Source organism: Bifidobacterium choladohabitans (assembly GCF_016102005.1).
Classification (GTDB): Bacteria; Actinomycetota; Actinomycetes; order Actinomycetales; family Bifidobacteriaceae; genus Bombiscardovia; species Bombiscardovia choladohabitans.
The window spans coordinates 358,258-375,581 of the sequence record NZ_JACFPL010000001.1; the positions used below are offsets into that span (position 1 = coordinate 358,258).

16 protein-coding genes and 1 tRNA gene are annotated in these 17,324 nt (G+C 61.7%); 7 read left to right on the plus strand and 10 right to left on the minus strand.

The window, feature by feature from the left end; all coding sequences use genetic code 11:
- Positions 1-240: 240 nt before the first annotated feature.
- Complete coding sequence (locus H3S97_RS01515; RefSeq protein ID WP_198180396.1) at positions 241-2,166, minus strand: PspC domain-containing protein; 1,926 nt, start codon at positions 2,164-2,166, stop codon at positions 241-243.
- Positions 2,167-2,279: 113 nt separating this feature from the next.
- Here H3S97_RS01515 and H3S97_RS01520 point away from each other — a divergent pair, with 113 nt between their 5' ends.
- Together H3S97_RS01520 and H3S97_RS01525 are read left to right on the plus strand one after the other, a co-directional pair.
- Complete coding sequence (locus tag H3S97_RS01520) at positions 2,280-3,593, plus strand: ATP-binding protein (protein ID WP_232340467.1); 1,314 nt, start codon at positions 2,280-2,282, stop codon at positions 3,591-3,593.
- A 99-nt stretch (positions 3,594-3,692) separates the two neighbouring features.
- Positions 3,693-4,394 (plus strand): LuxR C-terminal-related transcriptional regulator, encoded by a 702-nt coding sequence (locus H3S97_RS01525; RefSeq protein WP_198177349.1) that lies wholly within the window; start codon positions 3,693-3,695, stop codon positions 4,392-4,394.
- 8 nt (positions 4,395-4,402) lie between these two features.
- Here H3S97_RS01525 and H3S97_RS01530 read toward each other — a convergent pair whose 3' ends face one another.
- Positions 4,403-5,080: an HAD family hydrolase gene (locus H3S97_RS01530; RefSeq protein ID WP_198219421.1), complete on the minus strand. Its 678-nt coding sequence runs from the start codon at positions 5,078-5,080 to the stop codon at positions 4,403-4,405.
- A 204-nt stretch (positions 5,081-5,284) separates the two neighbouring features.
- Here H3S97_RS01530 and H3S97_RS01535 point away from each other — a divergent pair, with 204 nt between their 5' ends.
- Positions 5,285-5,896, plus strand: coding sequence for a Type 1 glutamine amidotransferase-like domain-containing protein (locus H3S97_RS01535; protein ID WP_198219422.1), 612 nt, complete (start codon positions 5,285-5,287; stop codon positions 5,894-5,896).
- Between the two features lie 28 nt (positions 5,897-5,924).
- Here the strand turns inward: H3S97_RS01535 and H3S97_RS01540 are convergent, their stop codons facing one another.
- From H3S97_RS01540 to H3S97_RS01570, 7 genes are all read right to left on the minus strand, one after another.
- Positions 5,925-7,484: a ClC family H(+)/Cl(-) exchange transporter gene (locus H3S97_RS01540; protein ID WP_232356247.1), complete on the minus strand. Its 1,560-nt coding sequence runs from the start codon at positions 7,482-7,484 to the stop codon at positions 5,925-5,927.
- Positions 7,485-7,611: 127 nt separating this feature from the next.
- Positions 7,612-8,043, minus strand: a complete 432-nt coding sequence (locus H3S97_RS01545) for a YbaK/EbsC family protein (RefSeq protein ID WP_198219424.1) — start codon at positions 8,041-8,043, stop codon at positions 7,612-7,614.
- A 178-nt stretch (positions 8,044-8,221) separates the two neighbouring features.
- Positions 8,222-8,776, minus strand: a complete 555-nt coding sequence (locus H3S97_RS01550) for a hypothetical protein (RefSeq protein WP_198219425.1) — start codon at positions 8,774-8,776, stop codon at positions 8,222-8,224.
- Positions 8,777-8,888: 112 nt separating this feature from the next.
- Positions 8,889-8,973: transfer RNA gene (locus H3S97_RS01555), tRNA-Ser, on the minus strand.
- A 93-nt stretch (positions 8,974-9,066) separates the two neighbouring features.
- Entirely contained in the window at positions 9,067-10,353 is a 1,287-nt protein-coding gene (gene serS / locus H3S97_RS01560; RefSeq protein ID WP_198219426.1) for a serine--tRNA ligase, read from the minus strand.
- 170 nt (positions 10,354-10,523) lie between these two features.
- On the minus strand, positions 10,524-11,399 hold the full coding sequence (gene sdaAA, locus H3S97_RS01565; protein WP_198219427.1) for an L-serine ammonia-lyase, iron-sulfur-dependent, subunit alpha: 876 nt from the start codon (positions 11,397-11,399) through the stop codon (positions 10,524-10,526).
- Between the two features lie 12 nt (positions 11,400-11,411).
- Positions 11,412-12,089 carry a serine dehydratase beta chain gene (locus tag H3S97_RS01570; RefSeq protein WP_198219428.1) on the minus strand — a complete coding sequence of 226 codons (678 nt, stop codon included), beginning with the start codon at positions 12,087-12,089 and terminating at the stop codon, positions 11,412-11,414.
- A 220-nt stretch (positions 12,090-12,309) separates the two neighbouring features.
- On the opposite strand from H3S97_RS01570, the gene H3S97_RS01575 reads away from it, so the two are divergent.
- The 4 genes from H3S97_RS01575 to rpiA all read left to right on the plus strand — a co-directional run bounded on the left by H3S97_RS01575 (position 12,310) and on the right by rpiA (position 17,033).
- On the plus strand, positions 12,310-13,404 hold the full coding sequence (locus H3S97_RS01575) for a diacylglycerol/lipid kinase family protein (protein ID WP_198219429.1): 1,095 nt from the start codon (positions 12,310-12,312) through the stop codon (positions 13,402-13,404).
- A 62-nt stretch (positions 13,405-13,466) separates the two neighbouring features.
- Positions 13,467-15,140, plus strand: coding sequence for a phosphoglucomutase (alpha-D-glucose-1,6-bisphosphate-dependent) (gene pgm / locus H3S97_RS01580; protein ID WP_198219430.1), 1,674 nt, complete (start codon positions 13,467-13,469; stop codon positions 15,138-15,140).
- 91 nt (positions 15,141-15,231) lie between these two features.
- The gene (locus tag H3S97_RS01585; RefSeq protein ID WP_198219431.1) at positions 15,232-16,227 is read left to right on the plus strand and encodes a ribonuclease H family protein; all 996 of its coding nucleotides are present in this window, start codon (positions 15,232-15,234) and stop codon (positions 16,225-16,227) included.
- Between the two features lie 107 nt (positions 16,228-16,334).
- Positions 16,335-17,033, plus strand: a complete 699-nt coding sequence (gene rpiA / locus H3S97_RS01590; protein WP_198177337.1) for a ribose-5-phosphate isomerase RpiA — start codon at positions 16,335-16,337, stop codon at positions 17,031-17,033.
- Positions 17,034-17,168: 135 nt separating this feature from the next.
- Here the strand turns inward: rpiA and H3S97_RS01595 are convergent, their stop codons facing one another.
- On the minus strand, positions 17,169-17,258 hold the full coding sequence (locus tag H3S97_RS01595) for a 30S ribosomal protein bS22 (RefSeq protein WP_004268639.1): 90 nt from the start codon (positions 17,256-17,258) through the stop codon (positions 17,169-17,171).
- Positions 17,259-17,324: the final 66 nt, after the last annotated feature.

Sequence of the window (17,324 nt, forward strand, 5' to 3'; positions counted from 1 at the left end):
ACGACTATGGTCAGATCCGTACCGTAACGCAGAAAGACCAATCCTAGAGCCAACATGGTCAGAGCCAAAAGTCCAACCAGGGCGCCAAAAATGATGGTAGGTAGGCTGGGCCCGCTAGGACGGACCGGCTCCGGCGGCTGCATCCGAACCTGGTATATCGGGGGTGGGGATTCAACCGGCATGGCCTTGGTGATGCGTTCCTGACGATCCATCGGCTGGTCTCCATCTGGTTGCTGCGTATCAGTCATCTTCCTGATCCTCCCCAAACTGCCATGGATTGTAGCTGTAATCCCAATAATCATTGATCAAGCCGCTGTAGAGCTGCGCCCGCTTTGGCTGGGTAGCACTCCCCTGGGCTTGCACGGTGACCCGTGCACCGGCCATGAGATTGGCTTCGACAATCAATTCGGGCTCGTCGGGCATATGCCACTGATCCTCCTTGGACGCTCGCAGGGCTTCCTCCCAATCGCGTCGTTCAGCTGATGACGACGTATTGCCCCACCACATCCAGTTTCCTTGTTCCGTCTCGGTTATCCAGTCAGCCGCCCCTGATCCTAAGACCCTGTAGAGGTCGGCGTGTTCCCTATAGGACAAGCTGCATCCCTTAGGTATGAGCAGGCGAACGTCAGCATAGGCCACAGCCAGGCGGACGGTGCCCGTCGGGCAGCCTGAGACTGTGCTCACCGCATCATCCATAATCTGAACACGATGGGTGCCGTGTTCCCGCTCATAACCAGTCAGGTCAATGACGGCACTTCCCTGATCCTGCGGGTCTCCGACCAGCGCGGTGCCGCGGCGATAACGCCTCATGTCCGCACTGTCCGCCCCCAACAAACGCCCGTGGTTATTGCCGTTAACCTGAACTGTGGCGTAGTCGGCCAAGACCCTGCGGTTCTGGGTTTGCTCAATGCCTGGTATGGCCGAACCGGTAGCCAGAATCAGGACAACCAGGCAGGCCATCAAGGCAATGGGGGTCAACCCTCCAGACCTGCGGCCCATCAAGCCCAGGATCAGTATGACCACGCCAAGTGCCAGCGTGACGCCTCCAGCCCAGATTAGAGCGTAGGCCAAGGTCGCATTCAATCCGCGATAGGGGTTCGTGGCCATCCACCAGACCCCTGCTCCGGAGACCAGGATCAGTCCCGACAGAAGACTGACCAGCATAGGTCCGGCGGGACGACGCCTCAGCCGGGGCGGAACCGACGGACCCTGACGGGCTATTCCCGGCCCTGTCGAGAATGACCCGGCTGTGCCATAGCCCGGCCAGGCACTGAATCCATACGACTGATTCTTGTTCCCAGCAGGTTCTGCAGGGCCTTCTGCCCCCGTCCAACCTCCGGGAGCTGCACCAGCGCTGGGATTGCCCCCATCTTGCGTATTATTCGAATCGCTGCCGGCGTTTGCCGAATCCTCTGTCTCAGAGATGGGTCCAGGAGAGGCTACCTCCCCTTGTTGCTCCGAAGTTCCATACGAATCGGAATGCTCTGGCTGATCCTTGAGTCCTTCCGAGCTCGCATCACTTGCTGTCTGTGCATTGCTTCGCGTCCCTGTGTAATCCTGGTATCCCTCATACCCCGAAAAGCTAGGGTACTCAGGCTGATTCGAATACCGCTGCGAACCTGTGCCATTCGGCCGTTCCGAATACTGCGATCCCATCACCCACGGATCGCCCGAAACCGGCCTGCCGGCATCCGGCCCAGCCCAGTACCCTCTTTGATACTCCAGGGCCTTGTTGCGGCTCCACCGGATGAGCAGATACAGGATCAACGCACCCAAAGCCAGGGAAAAGATTCCGACTCCCAGGGAAAAGATTCCGACTCCAGGAATCAGGATTGCCAGCAGCCAGTAAATGATGATGCCCACCATGGAAGCGTGCCAAATCCCGTGAATCAGCTCCTGGGCGATAATGACCCCACGCCGGTCCGGCAAGACGAACCAGGCAAAACCGTAGAAGGCAGCACCGGTGCCGAAGAGAAAGACCGCCAAAATCATCAGCGCTCTGACCAGGGTCACGCTCCAGCCCAGCCGACGGGCCAAGGCTACGCAGACGCCGCCGATCCATCCCTGGTCGCGGATCAGATAGGACTCCCTGCAGGCGCGGAAGAACTTGTCGGACTTCCACCGCCAGCCGTTATCAGGGCCATTGCCGTTCATGTCGCTACTCATGTCTTCATTACAACACCCAGCGAGCGCAAATCTTATGGGGGAACACCCTGATTCAACCCTGATTTCTTCCCCTTACTGCCTTATCGGCACCGTCCGAAAACGATAATGGAAGCATGAACGCAACCATGCAGGAAGAACAAACGCTGAAGGAACCGCCTCCTCTGCACCCTGCGCGCATGCCCCTGATGAGGCCGCACAAGGGCAGGATCCTGTGCGGAGTCTGCAAGGGCGTCAGTTTGCACCTGGGTATCCCCGTCTTCTGGATACGCCTGGTCATGGTTCTCCTGGCTCCCAAAATGATCACCTGCGTGGTCTACTGCTTTCTTTGGTTGACACTTCCCCAGGGCGATCCCACCCAGGGAGTCCAACCGCATGATCCGCGGTCAGCCCCGCTGGCGCCCAGCATCCTTACTGGGCAACCAGGTCAGAAGGAGGATCACAGCATCACTCCCGGGCGGGTAACCAGACTGCTGGCAGGCCTGGGCATCATCCTCCTGCTGACCGCGGTCATTCTGCTCAGCAGCGGTATGCGCCCCGCCTTTGTCGTCCCCTGCCTGCTTTTCTGCGCCGGACTTGTCCTGGCCTGGGTGAGGCCGGAGAACCAAGGAACCGGCTACCACCTGCCGGCCCTGATCGGAAGCCTGGCCCTGATCCTGTCGGCTGCGGTAATCTTCCTGCTGTCCACCCAGGAATTGCATTGGGCGCTGACCCTGATAGTCCTGGCCGGCCTGCTTCTTGTAGGCGTAACCGCGGTGGTCGTGCCCTGGGTCGGCTCAATCATTAGCCAGCTGGGGGATGAACGCGCCATGAAGGAACGCGAGGAGGAGCGGGCCGATATGGCAGCCCATCTGCACGATGGCGTTCTGCAGACCCTGGCCCTGATTCAGCTGCATGCCGACGACCCGCATACCGTCTTCACCCTGGCCCGATCCCAGGAGCGAGATCTGCGTAACTGGCTCTACCAGGAACGCACCCCCTCAGACCGGTCCGTCAGCACCGGGCTGAGCCAGATAGCCGCACAGGTGGAGGACGATTCAGGCAAGCCAATCGAGGTGGTCACCGTGGGGGACGCCATGCCCTGCGCCCAGACCGATGCCCTGCTCAACGCGGCCCGACAGGCCCTGGTCAATGCCGTCACCCACGGCGGTGAACCCATCTCCCTATATTGCGAGGCCCGCAGGAATCAGGTTGAGGTCTACGTGCGCGACCACGGTTCGGGTTTCGATGTGGATGCGATTCCGGCTGACCGTCTGGGAATCCGCGAGTCCATCATCGGCCGGATTCGGCGACGTGGTGGCAGGGTCGAGATCGTCTCCCGTCCTGGTTGGGGCACCGAGGTCAGAATGCACATGCCGCTGTCCGAGGCCAGCCAGCATCAGGAGGGCAAGGTTGGTCAGCGTGAAAAAGGGACCGATGCCCAGCAATGATAGGATGCATGGTGAACCATTCATTCACAGACGCATGCCGGTCCGATCCCACCCACACTTGAGGACCCCGCGTCGGGAAAGGCGGGCTGAACCACGCCCATGACCACGACTGCAGCAGAGCTCCATCAAGCCAAGGATGGGTCCGCAAACATCCGCGTAGCCGTCGTCGACGACCATGAGATGTTCCGCACCGGCGTCATCACCACCCTACAGCCGCATTTTCACATCGTGGGTCAGGCGGCGGACGTGGAATCCTCCATCCTCATGGTCGGGCAGACCCGTCCCGACGTGGTTCTGCTGGATGTGCACGTGCCGGGTGGCCAGGGCGGTGGAGGTGCCGAAATTCTGAGCCGTTCCCATCCCCTCTCCCCCCGGTCGGTCTTTCTGGCCCTTTCCGTATCCGACTCACCCAGGGACGTGGGTTCGGTCATCCGTGCCGGAGCCCGTGGTTACGTGACCAAGACCATCTCCGCCAAGGATCTGGTCTCTTCAATCCGCCAGGTGCACGAAGGATACGCCGTCTTCTCACCCAAGCTGGCCGGATTCGTGCTCTCCGCCTTCCAGGAGGACGAGGTCGCAGATGCCGGCCTGGCAGAAGACGACGAACTGGACCGGCTCTCCGCGCGCGAGCAGGAGGTCATGCGCCTGATCGCCCGGGGCTACACATACCGCGAGGTGGCCTCCGAGCTTTTCATCTCCATCAAGACGGTTGAGACCCACGTCTCCAACGTCCTGCGCAAACTCCAGCTATCCAACCGAACCGAACTGACCCGCTGGGCTGCAGACCGCCGCATCGTCTGAACGTCCGCTCAGCAGGCGATGCCCCGCTGACGAAGGAGCTGACGCAGGCTGCTGATGTCCTGGGCAAGAATTCCATCCATGCCTAGCCTGTCAGCTATAGCCACATGTTCAGGGTCCGCATCAACGAAAATCGTATGCCCGGGGCTGATGGCGAAGCGGCGCAGGGCCAGACGATAGAAGAGCGGATCGGAAAGGTCCAGATGCTCCTCTGACGAAATCAGGACGGCCTTCAGGGCAGAGAGCGGCGAAAGTACCTCGGATACCGACTCAATCAGCTGACCGGTCGCTGCCGCCAGACCCCAAAGGGTCAGGCCAGCCCGCTCCAGATCCCCCAGCAGATCCGATGCTCCGGGAAGCAGACCGTTCACTGCCAGGGTGTAGTTTTCCAGACAGACGCGAACCACCCAGGCGACCGCAGGCCCGTGGGTGGTTTCATAGTCGGCCAGTGCCTGCTGCGGGTCCACACCCAGATTGACCTGTCTTCTGACACAGGTGAAGCCCCAAGGTTCCTCCGGGTCCAGCACCATATCGATCACCCCGTCAGGGTACTGCCCGACCAGGGCTCTGCGCGGATCCCAATCCACCAAGGTCCCGGGCAACGCGAAGATGATGCTGCCGCCGGGGGCCGCAGGATCGGGGCGGTCATCGCTGAACCTGTCGTTGCCGGAGAAATCATAACCAGACATGTCACTCGAGACGTCTTGACCCGATTTCTGCCGAAACTCCTGATGCTGCCTTGCCATGCCCCCAGACTAGGCATCCGAGCCTACAACGTGGTCAATCACCAGGCGAAGGCCATGGCATGGATATATTGAAGCCAGCAATGATCGGATCTTACCTTTTATAACCTGCCCTGGGCGGAAGTCCCGCCCGTCACGAAAGGAGCCGTCATGCGTCGGCTGCTGCTCACGTCCTCATTCTCCGCTACCGCTGGCAGGCTGCCCACCTTCCTCGAAGGCTCGCCCAAGAACCATACGGTGGCCTTCATCCCCACGGCCAACCTTCCCCAGCGTTCGGATGGTTATGTCCAGGATGCTCGCCGGGCTTTCACCGACATGGGCTGTCAGATTGACGATCTGGAAGTTTCGACCGCCGATCCGGAGACCATACGCCGGAGCCTGGAGGAGGACGACCTGATTTATCTGTCCGGAGGCAACACCTTCTTCCTGTTGCAGGAGCTGCGTCGCTCAGGCGCTGCGGATCTGATCAGACAGCAGGTGAACCAGGGCAAACCCTATATCGGCGAATCGGCTGGCGCTGTGGTGACCGGTCCCGATATCGGCTTCCTGGATGCCATGGATCCACGCTCGGCCGCCCCGGATCTGGACTCCACTACTGGGCTGGGTCTAGTGGACTTCCGCCTCCTCCCCCACCTTGATTCCGAGCCCTTCGCCGAGGTGACCAGGAAAATTCTGGACCACTACGGCGATGATGGTCCCATGGTGGCCATCAGCAACAGCCAGGCCGTGGCTGTCCACGGGCAGTGCCTGACCATTCTTTAGAGAAAACTCCAGTTTAGAAAAGTACCTGTTAGCGACAGAGGCCTTCCATGACCCGGCGGGCCTGATCCAAGCTATCGCCCGGACAGAGCAGGATGACACCGTCTCCCGCGAGCAGCCGCAGGTCGCCTGCGGGAATCAGCCGATGCTCGCCCCTGCGCAGACCGACCACAGCACATCCGTGCGGCCATGGGACCTGCCCCAGCAGACGACCAGCCGCTGGGCTGCCATGCTCTATGGGGAACTCCACAGTAACCCTGTCAGGAACCTGGACATCTGGAGCATGCCCCCGGCGGTAACGCTCCAGCAGAGCCTCGTATATGGGCTCGACACGCAGCAAATCGGACACCATCAGGGCCGTGAAAGCACATAGGGCCACGGGCAGCATATGAACCAGAGAGCCAGACATCTCCACCGTCAACAGAATGGACGTTATAGGAGCCTTGACCGAGGCCGTCAGGGTGCCTGCCATGGCACAGACCGCGCAGACCGGAATGATTCGAGCGGGCATTCCCAGGGCGGCCGCACCCATCCCGCACAGGGACCCGGTCAGCGTACCGACAGCCAGAATGGGCATGAAGATGCCACCGGGGGCGCCACTGCCGAAGGAACTGGCCGTAAAGAGCATCTTGACCAGGAGCAGAACCAGCAGGTTGACGGCCACCGACCAGGCCACCTCGCGAACGCCTTCCGCCTTGCCAATCAGGTCCTCGCCGCCACCCAGGACGGCAGGCAGCAGCAATCCTACCGGCAGGGCCAGGAATAGGGAGATCACCGGTCCCAGCTTCGAGGGCAGGTGGCTGTAAAGGCTCTGCGCGCCCAGCAGCAGACGGTTCATGGCAGCTCCCACCAGGCCGGCCACCAGCCCAAGGGGGATCATCAGCAGATACTGGGCGATGGTCAGCTGGGGCATAGCGGTGAAGTCCAGGACCGGACGCAGGCCGAAGCGGTTCTTGGCGATGAAATCAGCACTCAGGCAGGCCATGGCCGCCGAAAGAAGAATCATGGGAGAAAAAGACCTGTGGATCTCCTCCAGGGCGAAGACCATCCCCGACAAGGGCGCGTTGAATGCCGCAGACAGACCGGCAGCCGCGCCGGAGGTAACCAGGCAGGTCTCCTCCACACGGTCTCGGCGCAATCCTCGGGAAACGAGCTGGGAACCGGCCGCGCCGATCTGCACCGAGGGCCCTTCGCGCCCCAAAGACAGGCCGAACATGCCGCAGGCCAGACCACCCAGGAACCGTACACCCAGCACAGGCAGGGCAGACATGCGCATGCCGTGGATGACCACGCCCTCCACCTGTGGAATGCCGGAGCCCGAGGCCATAGGAACCCGGTGGACCATCCAGGCCAGGGCCAGTCCTACCAGCAGGGCGGCCAGCAGCCAAGGAAGAATCATCAGGGGCTGGTCACGCATCTGCGCGTAGGCCCATCGAGCGAACCTTGTGCCATAACCGATGCCCTGCCGGTAGAGCACCACCAGCAATCCCACCAGCAACCCGCAACAGGCAGCTCTGAGAGCCACCAGCCACCGGCTGGCTCGACCCGGCCTGGTCGCCTGCACAGGGTCGGAACGATGGGTCTGATCCATCTCATCTGCCGACGGCTTTCTCCAAGACAGGTTCAGCCTCACAGGCCTGCTCCTTCCCTCCTTTGCGCACAACGGTTTCCAGCTTCTCTCAGGGCAGAGACCAGGAGCAATGGCTGAGTCGACGGCTTCAACTCTCAGACATTATGAACACCCGGGATACCAGCTTCCGAGCAAGATCCGCCAGGCAGGAGCCGGGCAAGCAGACGGACACATAGTCAGAGCCCAAAGGCAGTGCTGTCTGTTCGTCTGTTGCCGTCAGATTACCGTCCAGGACGACGGTGTCCACCTGGCCGCGATGGCCCACAAGATCCAGCAGCGAGACCCGACCCGGCACCGTATCCAGACACTGGCGCAGGGTGGCGGCCGAGGCCATGTGCAGCCTTCGGCATCCGACCACTGCCCGCACCTGGCGCAGATCAGGCCGCTCTATGCCCTTGGCCACCAGGAGTATCAGCAGACCTCCAGCATCCTCCAGCAGCAAGAACTTGGAGAGGTTTTCTATAGAAAGCCCCAGCAGGTCAGCAATGCCCAGCTCCATGCCCTGGTCAATGGTGTCCAAGGGCGGGTGTTGAGCGACTCGCCAATTTGTTCTCAAACCATCCAGAAGCGCTCGCACCGGCTGGGGAACCATCCTGTCCCCCGAGCCTAATGACCCCTTATCCATACCGGCTGAGGCGTCAAGCTCTGCTCTGGCTGCAGGATCGGTGCTGCCATTGCCTGGTCTCATGGACGCCTCGTCAGTCGTTGGCCACCTCTGAGTCGGGCTTCAGCTCCTTCTCCTTCTGGCCTATCCGCTTTCTGTCTATGCGATAGTAAGCGTTGAAGAGACCGCCGGAGGTCAGCAGAACGATCAGAAGGACCAGCAGCCATATGTTCTCTTCGGCATCGTATTTCTCAAGCAATTCATAAGAGGAGGAGATCATCTTCAGCCAGCCTGCGACCGACACGAAGTACCAGGCGGTCGCCTGGTCGAGGAAGCTCAGCGCCCGTCGACGTTCTGATCTGGTCCTGGTAGCCTGACGGAGAATTTCGTGCCCGCGTTTGCGCTCCAGCTGAATCTTGACGATGGGCACCAGCCACCACCAGGGCGAGACCTCATCCCAATTCTTGCTGAGCTGATCAAAGTCGTCCAGGAGCTCCTGATATTCCTGCAGCTCCATCAGCCCCTGGAAGAGTGGGAATGTGAAAAGCAACCAATCTCCGATCAGAGAGACAATGGCGATGAATTGATCCACGACCCGACCTTTCCCTTGCAGAGCCGGCGCCCAAGGGTCGGCTCGCGCGATAAGCATGGCTACCATCCATCATTGTAGGCACCAAGTTCCAGCCCAAACCGCTCTGCAAAACATAAGATTCCAGCGCTTACAAGAATGCCCCGGATATAGCTCCGGGGCATCAGCCAGGCGGACAGGGCGGGATTCGAACCCGCGGTGGCTTACGCCACAACGGTTTTCAAGACCGTCTCTTTCGGCCGCTCAGACACCTGTCCAAAAGACGTGCCGATCAGGCACGTCACTCATCATACGACATCAAGGTTGGGCCGACCACCAACGGAATGTCGGTCGATCCCAGCAGAGGCGGCTCAGGCCTCCCAGGTCTTGGGCTCGATGACCTCCTTGCCGCCCACATAGGGGCGCATGGCCTCAGGAATGACGATGGAGCCGTCGGCGTTCTGGTGGTTCTCCAGGATGGCGACCAACCAACGGGTGGTCGCCAGGGTCCCATTCAGGGTGCTGACAGGACGCGTAGAGCCGTCCTCCAACCGCTCGCGCTCGTTGAGGCGGCGGGCCTGGTACTCGGTGCAGTTGGAGGTTGACGTCAGCTCGCGGTAGCGACCCTGGGTGGGCACCCAGGCCTCACAGTCGAACTTGCGCGCTGCCGAGGACCCCAGGTCTCCTGCGGCGGTGTCGATGATCCGGTAAGGCACATCCACCTTGGCCAGCATCTCCTGCTCCATGGCCAGCAGCTGCTGGTGCTGGTCGCGGGAGTCCTCCTGCTTGCAGTAGACGAACATTTCAACCTTGTCGAACTGGTGGACACGGATGATGCCCATGGTGTCCTTGCCGGCGGAGCCAGCCTCCCGCCGGTAGCAGCTGGACCAGCCGCAGTAACGCAGCGGACCCTTGCTCAGGTCCAGAATCTCGTCCTCATGCATGCCGGCCAGGGAGACCTCGGAGGTGCCCACCAGATACTGGTCGTCAGGCTCACGCAGGCGATAGATCTCGTCGGCATGGGCATTCAGGAAGCCGGTGCCGGCCATGACCTCAGGGCGGACCAATGTTGGTGTGATGGTAGGGATGAATCCATGCTCCATGGCCTGGTCCACGGCCATGGTCAACATGGCAATCTCCAGCCGGGCCACATCCCCGCGCAGGAAGTAGAAGCGGGAACCGGAGACCTTGACGCCCCTGCGCATGTCGATGCCAGCCACGCCCACGCCCAGGTCCAGGTGGTTCTTGGGTTCGAAACCCTCCTTGGCGAAGTCGCGCGGGGTGCCGACCTTCTTGACCACCACGTAGTCGTCCTCCCCACCCTCGGGCGCCTCGGGCTCCACTACGTTGCTGAACTTCCACATGAGATCGGCGTATCTGGCGTTGGCCTCGTCGGAGGCTGCCTTGCAGGCGTTCACCTTGTCCGACAGGCTCTTGGTCCGGGCCAGAAGGTCGGCTTTCTCATCAGGAGACGCCGAGCCCATGCGCTTGCCGAGCGACTTCTGCTCGGCCCTGTAGCTCTCGTAATCCTGGAGTGCAGCCCTGCGCTCGCTGTCCGCCTTCAGCACTTCGTCGACGAGTTCGACCGATTCGCCTCGTTTGCGCTGTGATTCACGGACAACATCCGGATGCTCCTGAATGAACCTGATATCTAGCATATCTGAATTGTATGACTTTCAGGGGACACGAAAATCGGCCCCGCACACCCCTTTCCGAGCCTTATGACCTCTGCCGCAACCGGTCCGACCGCCGCCGACCAGCCGAGAAGAGCAATCACGACGGGAAGGCGGACAGGAACCGTCCGCCTTTTATATACAGCTGCCCTGCATCACTTGCCGAACACAGTCTTGCGGAACCGTTTGCCGGTGGGAGTGCCCGCCAGTCCCCCGATGCCGGTCTCCCTCAGTGACGAGGGCATGCTCTCGCCGATGGACTTCATGGCTGCGATGACCTCATCGGGCGGAATCCTGCTGACGCCACCCGATAAGGCGATGTCAGCAGCGATCAAAGCGTTGGCTGTTCCGATGGCATTCCGATTCACGCAAGGCACCTCCACCAGGCCGGCCACGGGATCGCAGACGAGGCCCAACAGATTGCTCATGGCTATGGCGAAGGCCTGGGCGCAGGCATCGGGATCGCCCCCTGCGCCCTCAACTGCCGCAGCGGCAGCCATGCCGGATGCGCTGCCCACCTCGGCCTGGCAGCCGCCTGTAGCTCCGGAGATCATCGCCTTGTTGGCCGTGACCAGTCCGAAAGCCCCTGCAGTGAACAGGCAGCGGATCAGTCCATCATCATCCAACCTCAGTCGGTTCTTGAGCACGGTGAGTACTCCGGGCAGGGTCCCGGAGGAGCCGGCCGTAGGCGTCGCGCAGATGATGCCCATGGCCGCGTTGACCTCATTGGTAGCCATGGCGGCCTCGACGGCCTGCAACATGGCATCGCCGCTCAGGCTGGTTCGTGTCTTCCGGTAATGCTCCAGCAGCGCAGCCTGGCCACCGCTCAGCCCTGTCTTGGAAAACACGCCATCGCCCTGGGACCCCCTGGCCACGGCAGCCTGCATGACCTGCAGGTTCCTGGCCATTCTTGCCCAGATCCGCTCACGGGTCTGGTGCGAACGTCGCACCTCCTCGTCGATGGCCACTTCGGATATCGACGAGCCGCGCTCTTCGGCCATACTCACGAGTTCAGCGATCGAAGTGAACATGCGCCATGCCTCCTAGTCGATATAAATCATCCGGGACGAGTGACCAGCGATCTGCTTCTGCCGCTGCGTGGAAAGCGGATTGTCCAAATCAAACTCGTACACGGCCGTGCCGGCCGGCCCCTCGGGCTCATACCTGGTCTGTTTGGTCACGCCCTCTTCCCGTAGCAGATCGCGTATGCGCTCCAATCGCCGACCGGCGTCGTTTTCGGATTCATCCAGTTCCACCAGCAGGATGGGCAGAAGCCCCGGGGGAGTGATCAGGCAGCCGTCCAAGTTGATACGCCGCACTTCAATAGTCCCGCCCCCAATGGAACAAGCCGCATACATCACCCGACCGGTTGGGCCCTGCAGGTCCAGGACGGCGGTGTTCGGATGGTCGATGGGGCTGGGTTCGTCCTCCTCGTGAAAGGTCAGCTCCATACCCTGTCTGCGGGCGATGCCGATGGCATCAGGCACCCGGGGATCATCCGGCGCAAAACCCAGCAGGCCGCTGATGATGGCATAGTCGGTGCCGTGGCCGCTGTGTGTGCGAGCGAAAGAATCGTAATAATGGATATCAGCACGGCTTGGAACACCCCCGGCGAGGATGTGCCCAACCCGGCCAATGGCCACTGCCCCAGCTGTATGCGAGCTTGAAGGTCCGATCATGATGGGCCCTATGATGTCGAACACGCTCTTGTACTTATCCATGCCTGCCTCCTCTCCCCATACCCCCTGGCTTTCCCAGACTTCCAGCGCACGAAGCCGTTGCAGCTCCAGACCGAGGGGACCACATGGACCGAGTGCAATCATAACTTTGCGATTTTCATAACTCAATCAGCTCATACTGTCAGCGTGATTGCTGTAGAGGGTTCGTTCACGTCGGACACGCCCAGGGGCTTCGGGTCGGCACGGCGCGCAAAATAGAGTCATGCCAATTCCAGCGGTCGTTATCCTCGCCATCCTGGCTGCGGCGGCCATTGCCGTCACTGCGGTGGTGCTGATTGTCCGCGCCCAAAGACGGCACAAGTTCGCCATGCAGATCCTGGCCCGGGACGACGACCAGCTCAGCTACGCTTTCGTTATCAACCCCTCCAAACCCCAGGCAGCCGCCGCCCGCGAGCGCATCCAGCAATACTGCAGGGACAAGGGCATCCGCGAATTCAGCTTCATCGAAACCCAGCTGGATCGGGATGGAAGAGCCTGTGCACGCATGGCACTGGAGCGTGGGGCCAACGTAGTCGTTGCCGTGGGCGGGGACGGGACCGTACGCACCGTAGCCAGCGCCATGGCCTCCAGCGACCATGTCATGGGCATCATCCCCATCGGTACCGGAAACCTTTTCGCACGGAACATGGGCATTCCCGTAGGCGATCTGGACGCCGCCCTGGCCGTGGCCACATCGCACGGATCCACCCAGGTGGATGTGGGCCGTATGGCCCTGCTCGACGCAGAAGGTGAGGAACAAGGCCATGGTCACGCCTTCCTGATCATCGCCGGCATCGGCTTCGACGCCCTGATGATTGACGACACCGACCCCAACCTGAAGAAGACGGTCAGCTGGCTGGCCTACTTCATCAGTGGCGCCAAGCATCTGTTCGCACCCAAGTACACGGCCGACATCGCCATAACCCGGCCCGACCAGGTCATACAGACCAACACCTCAGTGACCTTCCGCACCTTCATGGCCGGCAACTGCGGGGAGATTCCAGGATTCTCCCTGATGCCCGACGCCTCCTACGACGATGGCATCCTGGACTTCGAAATCATCGACACCTCCGCCGGCCTGATCGGCTGGGCCAACCTCTTCGGGGATGTGATGCATCAGACCATCACCCGCAAGTCCAATCAGAGCCCCCTGTCGACCAACTCCACCATTGTCCAGCTGCAGGGGACAAAGGCGGAGATTCGCCTGGAGAAACCAGCCCTGGCTCAGGTGGACGGCGACATTCTGGGCGAGACTTGCCACATAGCACTCAGCGTTGAGCGCCAGGCCCTGGACGTGCGGGTACCCCAGTCCGACTGAGACCGAAACAGCCTGTTGCCCCTCTGTCTGCTTTCTCATGCCGGGGTGGCATGATGGGAGCCATGACAGCACAGAATGCGGGCAAGCCTGCCAGCCCAGAAGATCTGATCAACGTCGACGATCTGATCGGCAGATATTACGATTCCATCCCAGACCCTTCCACACCCTCCCAGCGGGTGTCCTTCGGCACCTCCGGGCATCGTGGCTCCGCCCTGACCACCTCCTTCAACGAGGCCCACATCGTGGCCATAAGCCAGGCCATAGCCGAACAGCGGACCAAGGACGGGGTCACCGGACCGCTCTACCTGGGCCGCGACACCCACGCCCTCTCCCTGCCCGCCTGGAAGACGGCCATCGAAGTCCTGACCGCAAACGGGGTACGGGTGCGCATCGATGCCAATGATGACTACACACCCACACCCACCGTATCCCAGGCCATCCTGACGCACAATCGGGCGGCCGACGGCACCCAGCGCTTCTCCGGCAAGGACCTGGCTGACGGCATCGTGGTCACCCCCTCCCACAACCCGCCCACCGACGGCGGATTCAAGTATGACCCGCCCACAGGTGGTCCGGCTCCGGCCGAAACCACCAACGCCATAGCGCAACGGGCCAATGAACTTCTGGGCGACTACAGGCGGGTCAAGCGTATTCCCTTTGAGGATGCCATCAAATCCGAGCTGGTGGAGCGCTTCGACTACCGGGAACACTACGTGGCCGACCTGGGCAATGTCATCGACTTCGACCTGATCAGATCCTCCGGGGTCCGTCTGGGCATCGACCCGCTGGGCGGCGCCTCGGTCAACTACTGGCCGCTGATCAATGAAAAGTACGGACTGAACATCGGCGTCGTCAACCCGGAGGTGGATCCGACCTGGCGGTTCATGACCATCGACCACGACGGGAAGATTCGCATGGATCCCAGCTCCCCCTATGCCATGAAAGGGCTGGTGGATCGCCTCAACGCCGGGGCCTGGGACTCCTACGATCTGGTGGGCGGCACCGATCCGGATGCCGACCGGCATGGCATCGTCTGCCCTGGGACCGGCGTCATGAACCCCAACCATTACATCGCCGTCTGCGTGGAATACCTCTTCTCCGGTAACCGACCCGGATGGCCCCAGGGCGCCGGCATCGGCAAGACCCTGGTCTCCTCCTCCCTGATCGACCGCGTGGCTGCCTCCATCGGCGCCAGGCTGATCGAGGTGCCCGTGGGATTCAAGTGGTTCGTCGACCCCCTCTTCAAGGGCGAGGTGGCCTTCGGTGGCGAGGAGAGCTCAGGGATGAGCTTCCTGCGCCGGGACGGCCGTGTGTGGACGACCGACAAGGACGGTCTGATCCCCGACCTCCTGGCTGCCGAGATGACAGCCAAGACCGGAAAGAACCCGGCCCAGCTCCACCAGGAGCAGGTGGAGCGCTTCGGCCAGAGCTGGTACAAGCGGGTGGACACCCCGACCACCTTGGAGCAGAAGCAGAAGTTCGCCCAGCTGAACGGCGACGATGTAACGGCTTCCACCCTGGCCGGCGAGCCCATCACCGCCAAGCTGACCGAGGCCCCGGGCAATGGGGCGAAAATCGGAGGCATCAAGGTGACCACACAGAACAACTGGTTCGCCGCCCGCCCCTCCGGCACCGAGAACATCTACAAGGTCTACGCCGAATCCTTCGTTTCACCTGAAGCCCTGGACCAGGTTCTGGACGACGCCGACCAGGTGGTCGCCAAGGCCCTGGGCTGAACCGCAGACAAGATCACCCGTCTTTCCCCCCCCCCCCGCATCAGTCATCACTGGCGCGGGGGTTCTCTATTTTTCTGCTTAGACTGGAACCATGACCAATGACACGAATCTGGTCGTCTCGACCGACGGCAGCGCACTGAGCAATCCCAACGGCCCCATGGGCTGGGCCTGGGCCGATCAGGAGGGCGGCGACGCGGATGCAGGCGGCGCCAGCAACGGCACCAATCAGATCGGCGAACTGTGCGCCGTCCTGCAGGCCCTGCGCGCCCACCCAGGCGAGCGCCCTCTGGTCATCGAAACCGACTCACAATACGCCATCAACTGCTCCACCACCTGGGTGCCTGGGTGGAAGAAGAAGGGGTGGAAGAACTCCCAGGGAAAGCCGGTCAAGAATCGCCCGCTTATTGAAGCCATCGACCGGGAGATCCAGGCCCGGCAGGGATCGGTCAGGTTTGTCTGGGTCAAGGGCCACGCCGGCAACACCTTCAACGAGAAAGTGGACACTCTGGCCCGCGGCTACGCCACAGCTGCAGGCAAGGGCAACCGGGAAGGCTGTCTGCCTATCGAAGGCTGGCGTTCACTGTTGGCCTCCCCCTACGCCAAAGGCACGCAGGTACCGCCCGCAGTCAAGGATGAGCTGGACGGAGGGCCCCAAGTTCTGGACGAGCTGGGTCGCAAGAAGGCCCGCCTGGATCAGGAGGAGCAGAAGGACCTGGCCGAAACCGCCGTCGAGTCCGAGGCTGTGGATGCGGAGCAGGCCGAATCTGTGGAAGCAACGGCAGCCGCAGGCAATGGCACACCCGACCCCGACATGGCCGATGGTCAGGAAGACGAAGTCGCGTCGGCTTCCAAGGACACCTCGGACGCCGATACGGTTGACCGGGAGACCAGGAACTCCGGGGCTCGGGGACTGAGAGCCAGCGGCCGCATCCGCATCACGCCGCCCCCATCCGGCAGCAGCATGTTCACCGGGCAGGACCTGCATATCGTCGGCAGCATCGATATAGATGCGGACATCGACCCTGACGGCTACGTGACCATCAAGGAGGCGCCTTTCCGCCTGCACGCCATCGAAGTGGAGGATTGAGCGGCTCCTGGACCGTCAGGGGCCATCGTCTACACTGGAGTGAACCTGAACCAACAAGACCCGCAGACATCAGCTGTTGAGCGCATGGCGGGCATGAAGGAGCGTGTATGGACAAGACCGAGCAGGACAGACTGAAGAAGGCCGCCGGCATCGAAGCAGCCAAGCTGGTCGAGAATGGCATGACCGCCGGGCTGGGCACCGGATCCACGGTCCGGTTCTTCGTGGATGAACTGGGACGGCGCGTCAAGGAAGAGGGCTTGGAGTTCACCGGCGTGACCACCTCCCGGAGGACCAAGGAACAGGCTGAAGGCTACGGAATCCGCATCGTCGACATCGACCAGGTGGACCACATCGATGTCACCATCGACGGGGCCGACGAGGTCGACAAGGACTTCAATGGCATCAAGGGCGGCGGCGCTGCCCTGCTCTGGGAGAAAATCGTGGCCGTCAACTCCCGAAGGATCGTCTGGATCGTGGACGAGTCCAAGGTGGTCGACACCATCGGCCGTTTCCCCCTGCCAGTGGAGGTCATCCCCTTCGGCGAGCGCCACATTCTGGATCGCTTCAAGGAGCGCGGCTATCACCCAGTCCTGCGGATGGACGGCCAGGGGCAGCCGGTTCTGACCGACGAGCACAACCACATCATTGATCTGCATCTGGATCGAATTGATCACCCGCAGGATCTGGCCCAGGACCTGATCACCACCGTGGGCGTCGTGGAACACGGCCTCTTCCTCAACATGGTCGACACGGTCATCGTGGGCGATCCCAACGGACCCCGGGTCATGACCAACGCCAACAAGTAATCGTCAGCGAACCTCTTGCCTCCCGGCTGGAAGCTTCCGACTGCCCAAGACGACCGGCGATGATATACATGAAGCCCCCCGCGTCCATTCGATGCGGGGGGCTTCGTCGGCCCTGATGGGCCAGAAGTCATAAAGCTACTTGCGCTGGTGACGAGTCTTGCGCAGCAGTTTGCGGTGCTTCTTCTTGCTCATCCGCTTGCGGCGCTTCTTGATGACAGAACCCATCCGAGCCTCCGATCCTTAGTTACCTGGAAGTGTCCAACTTGCTTATCGTACACCGCTTACGGGACG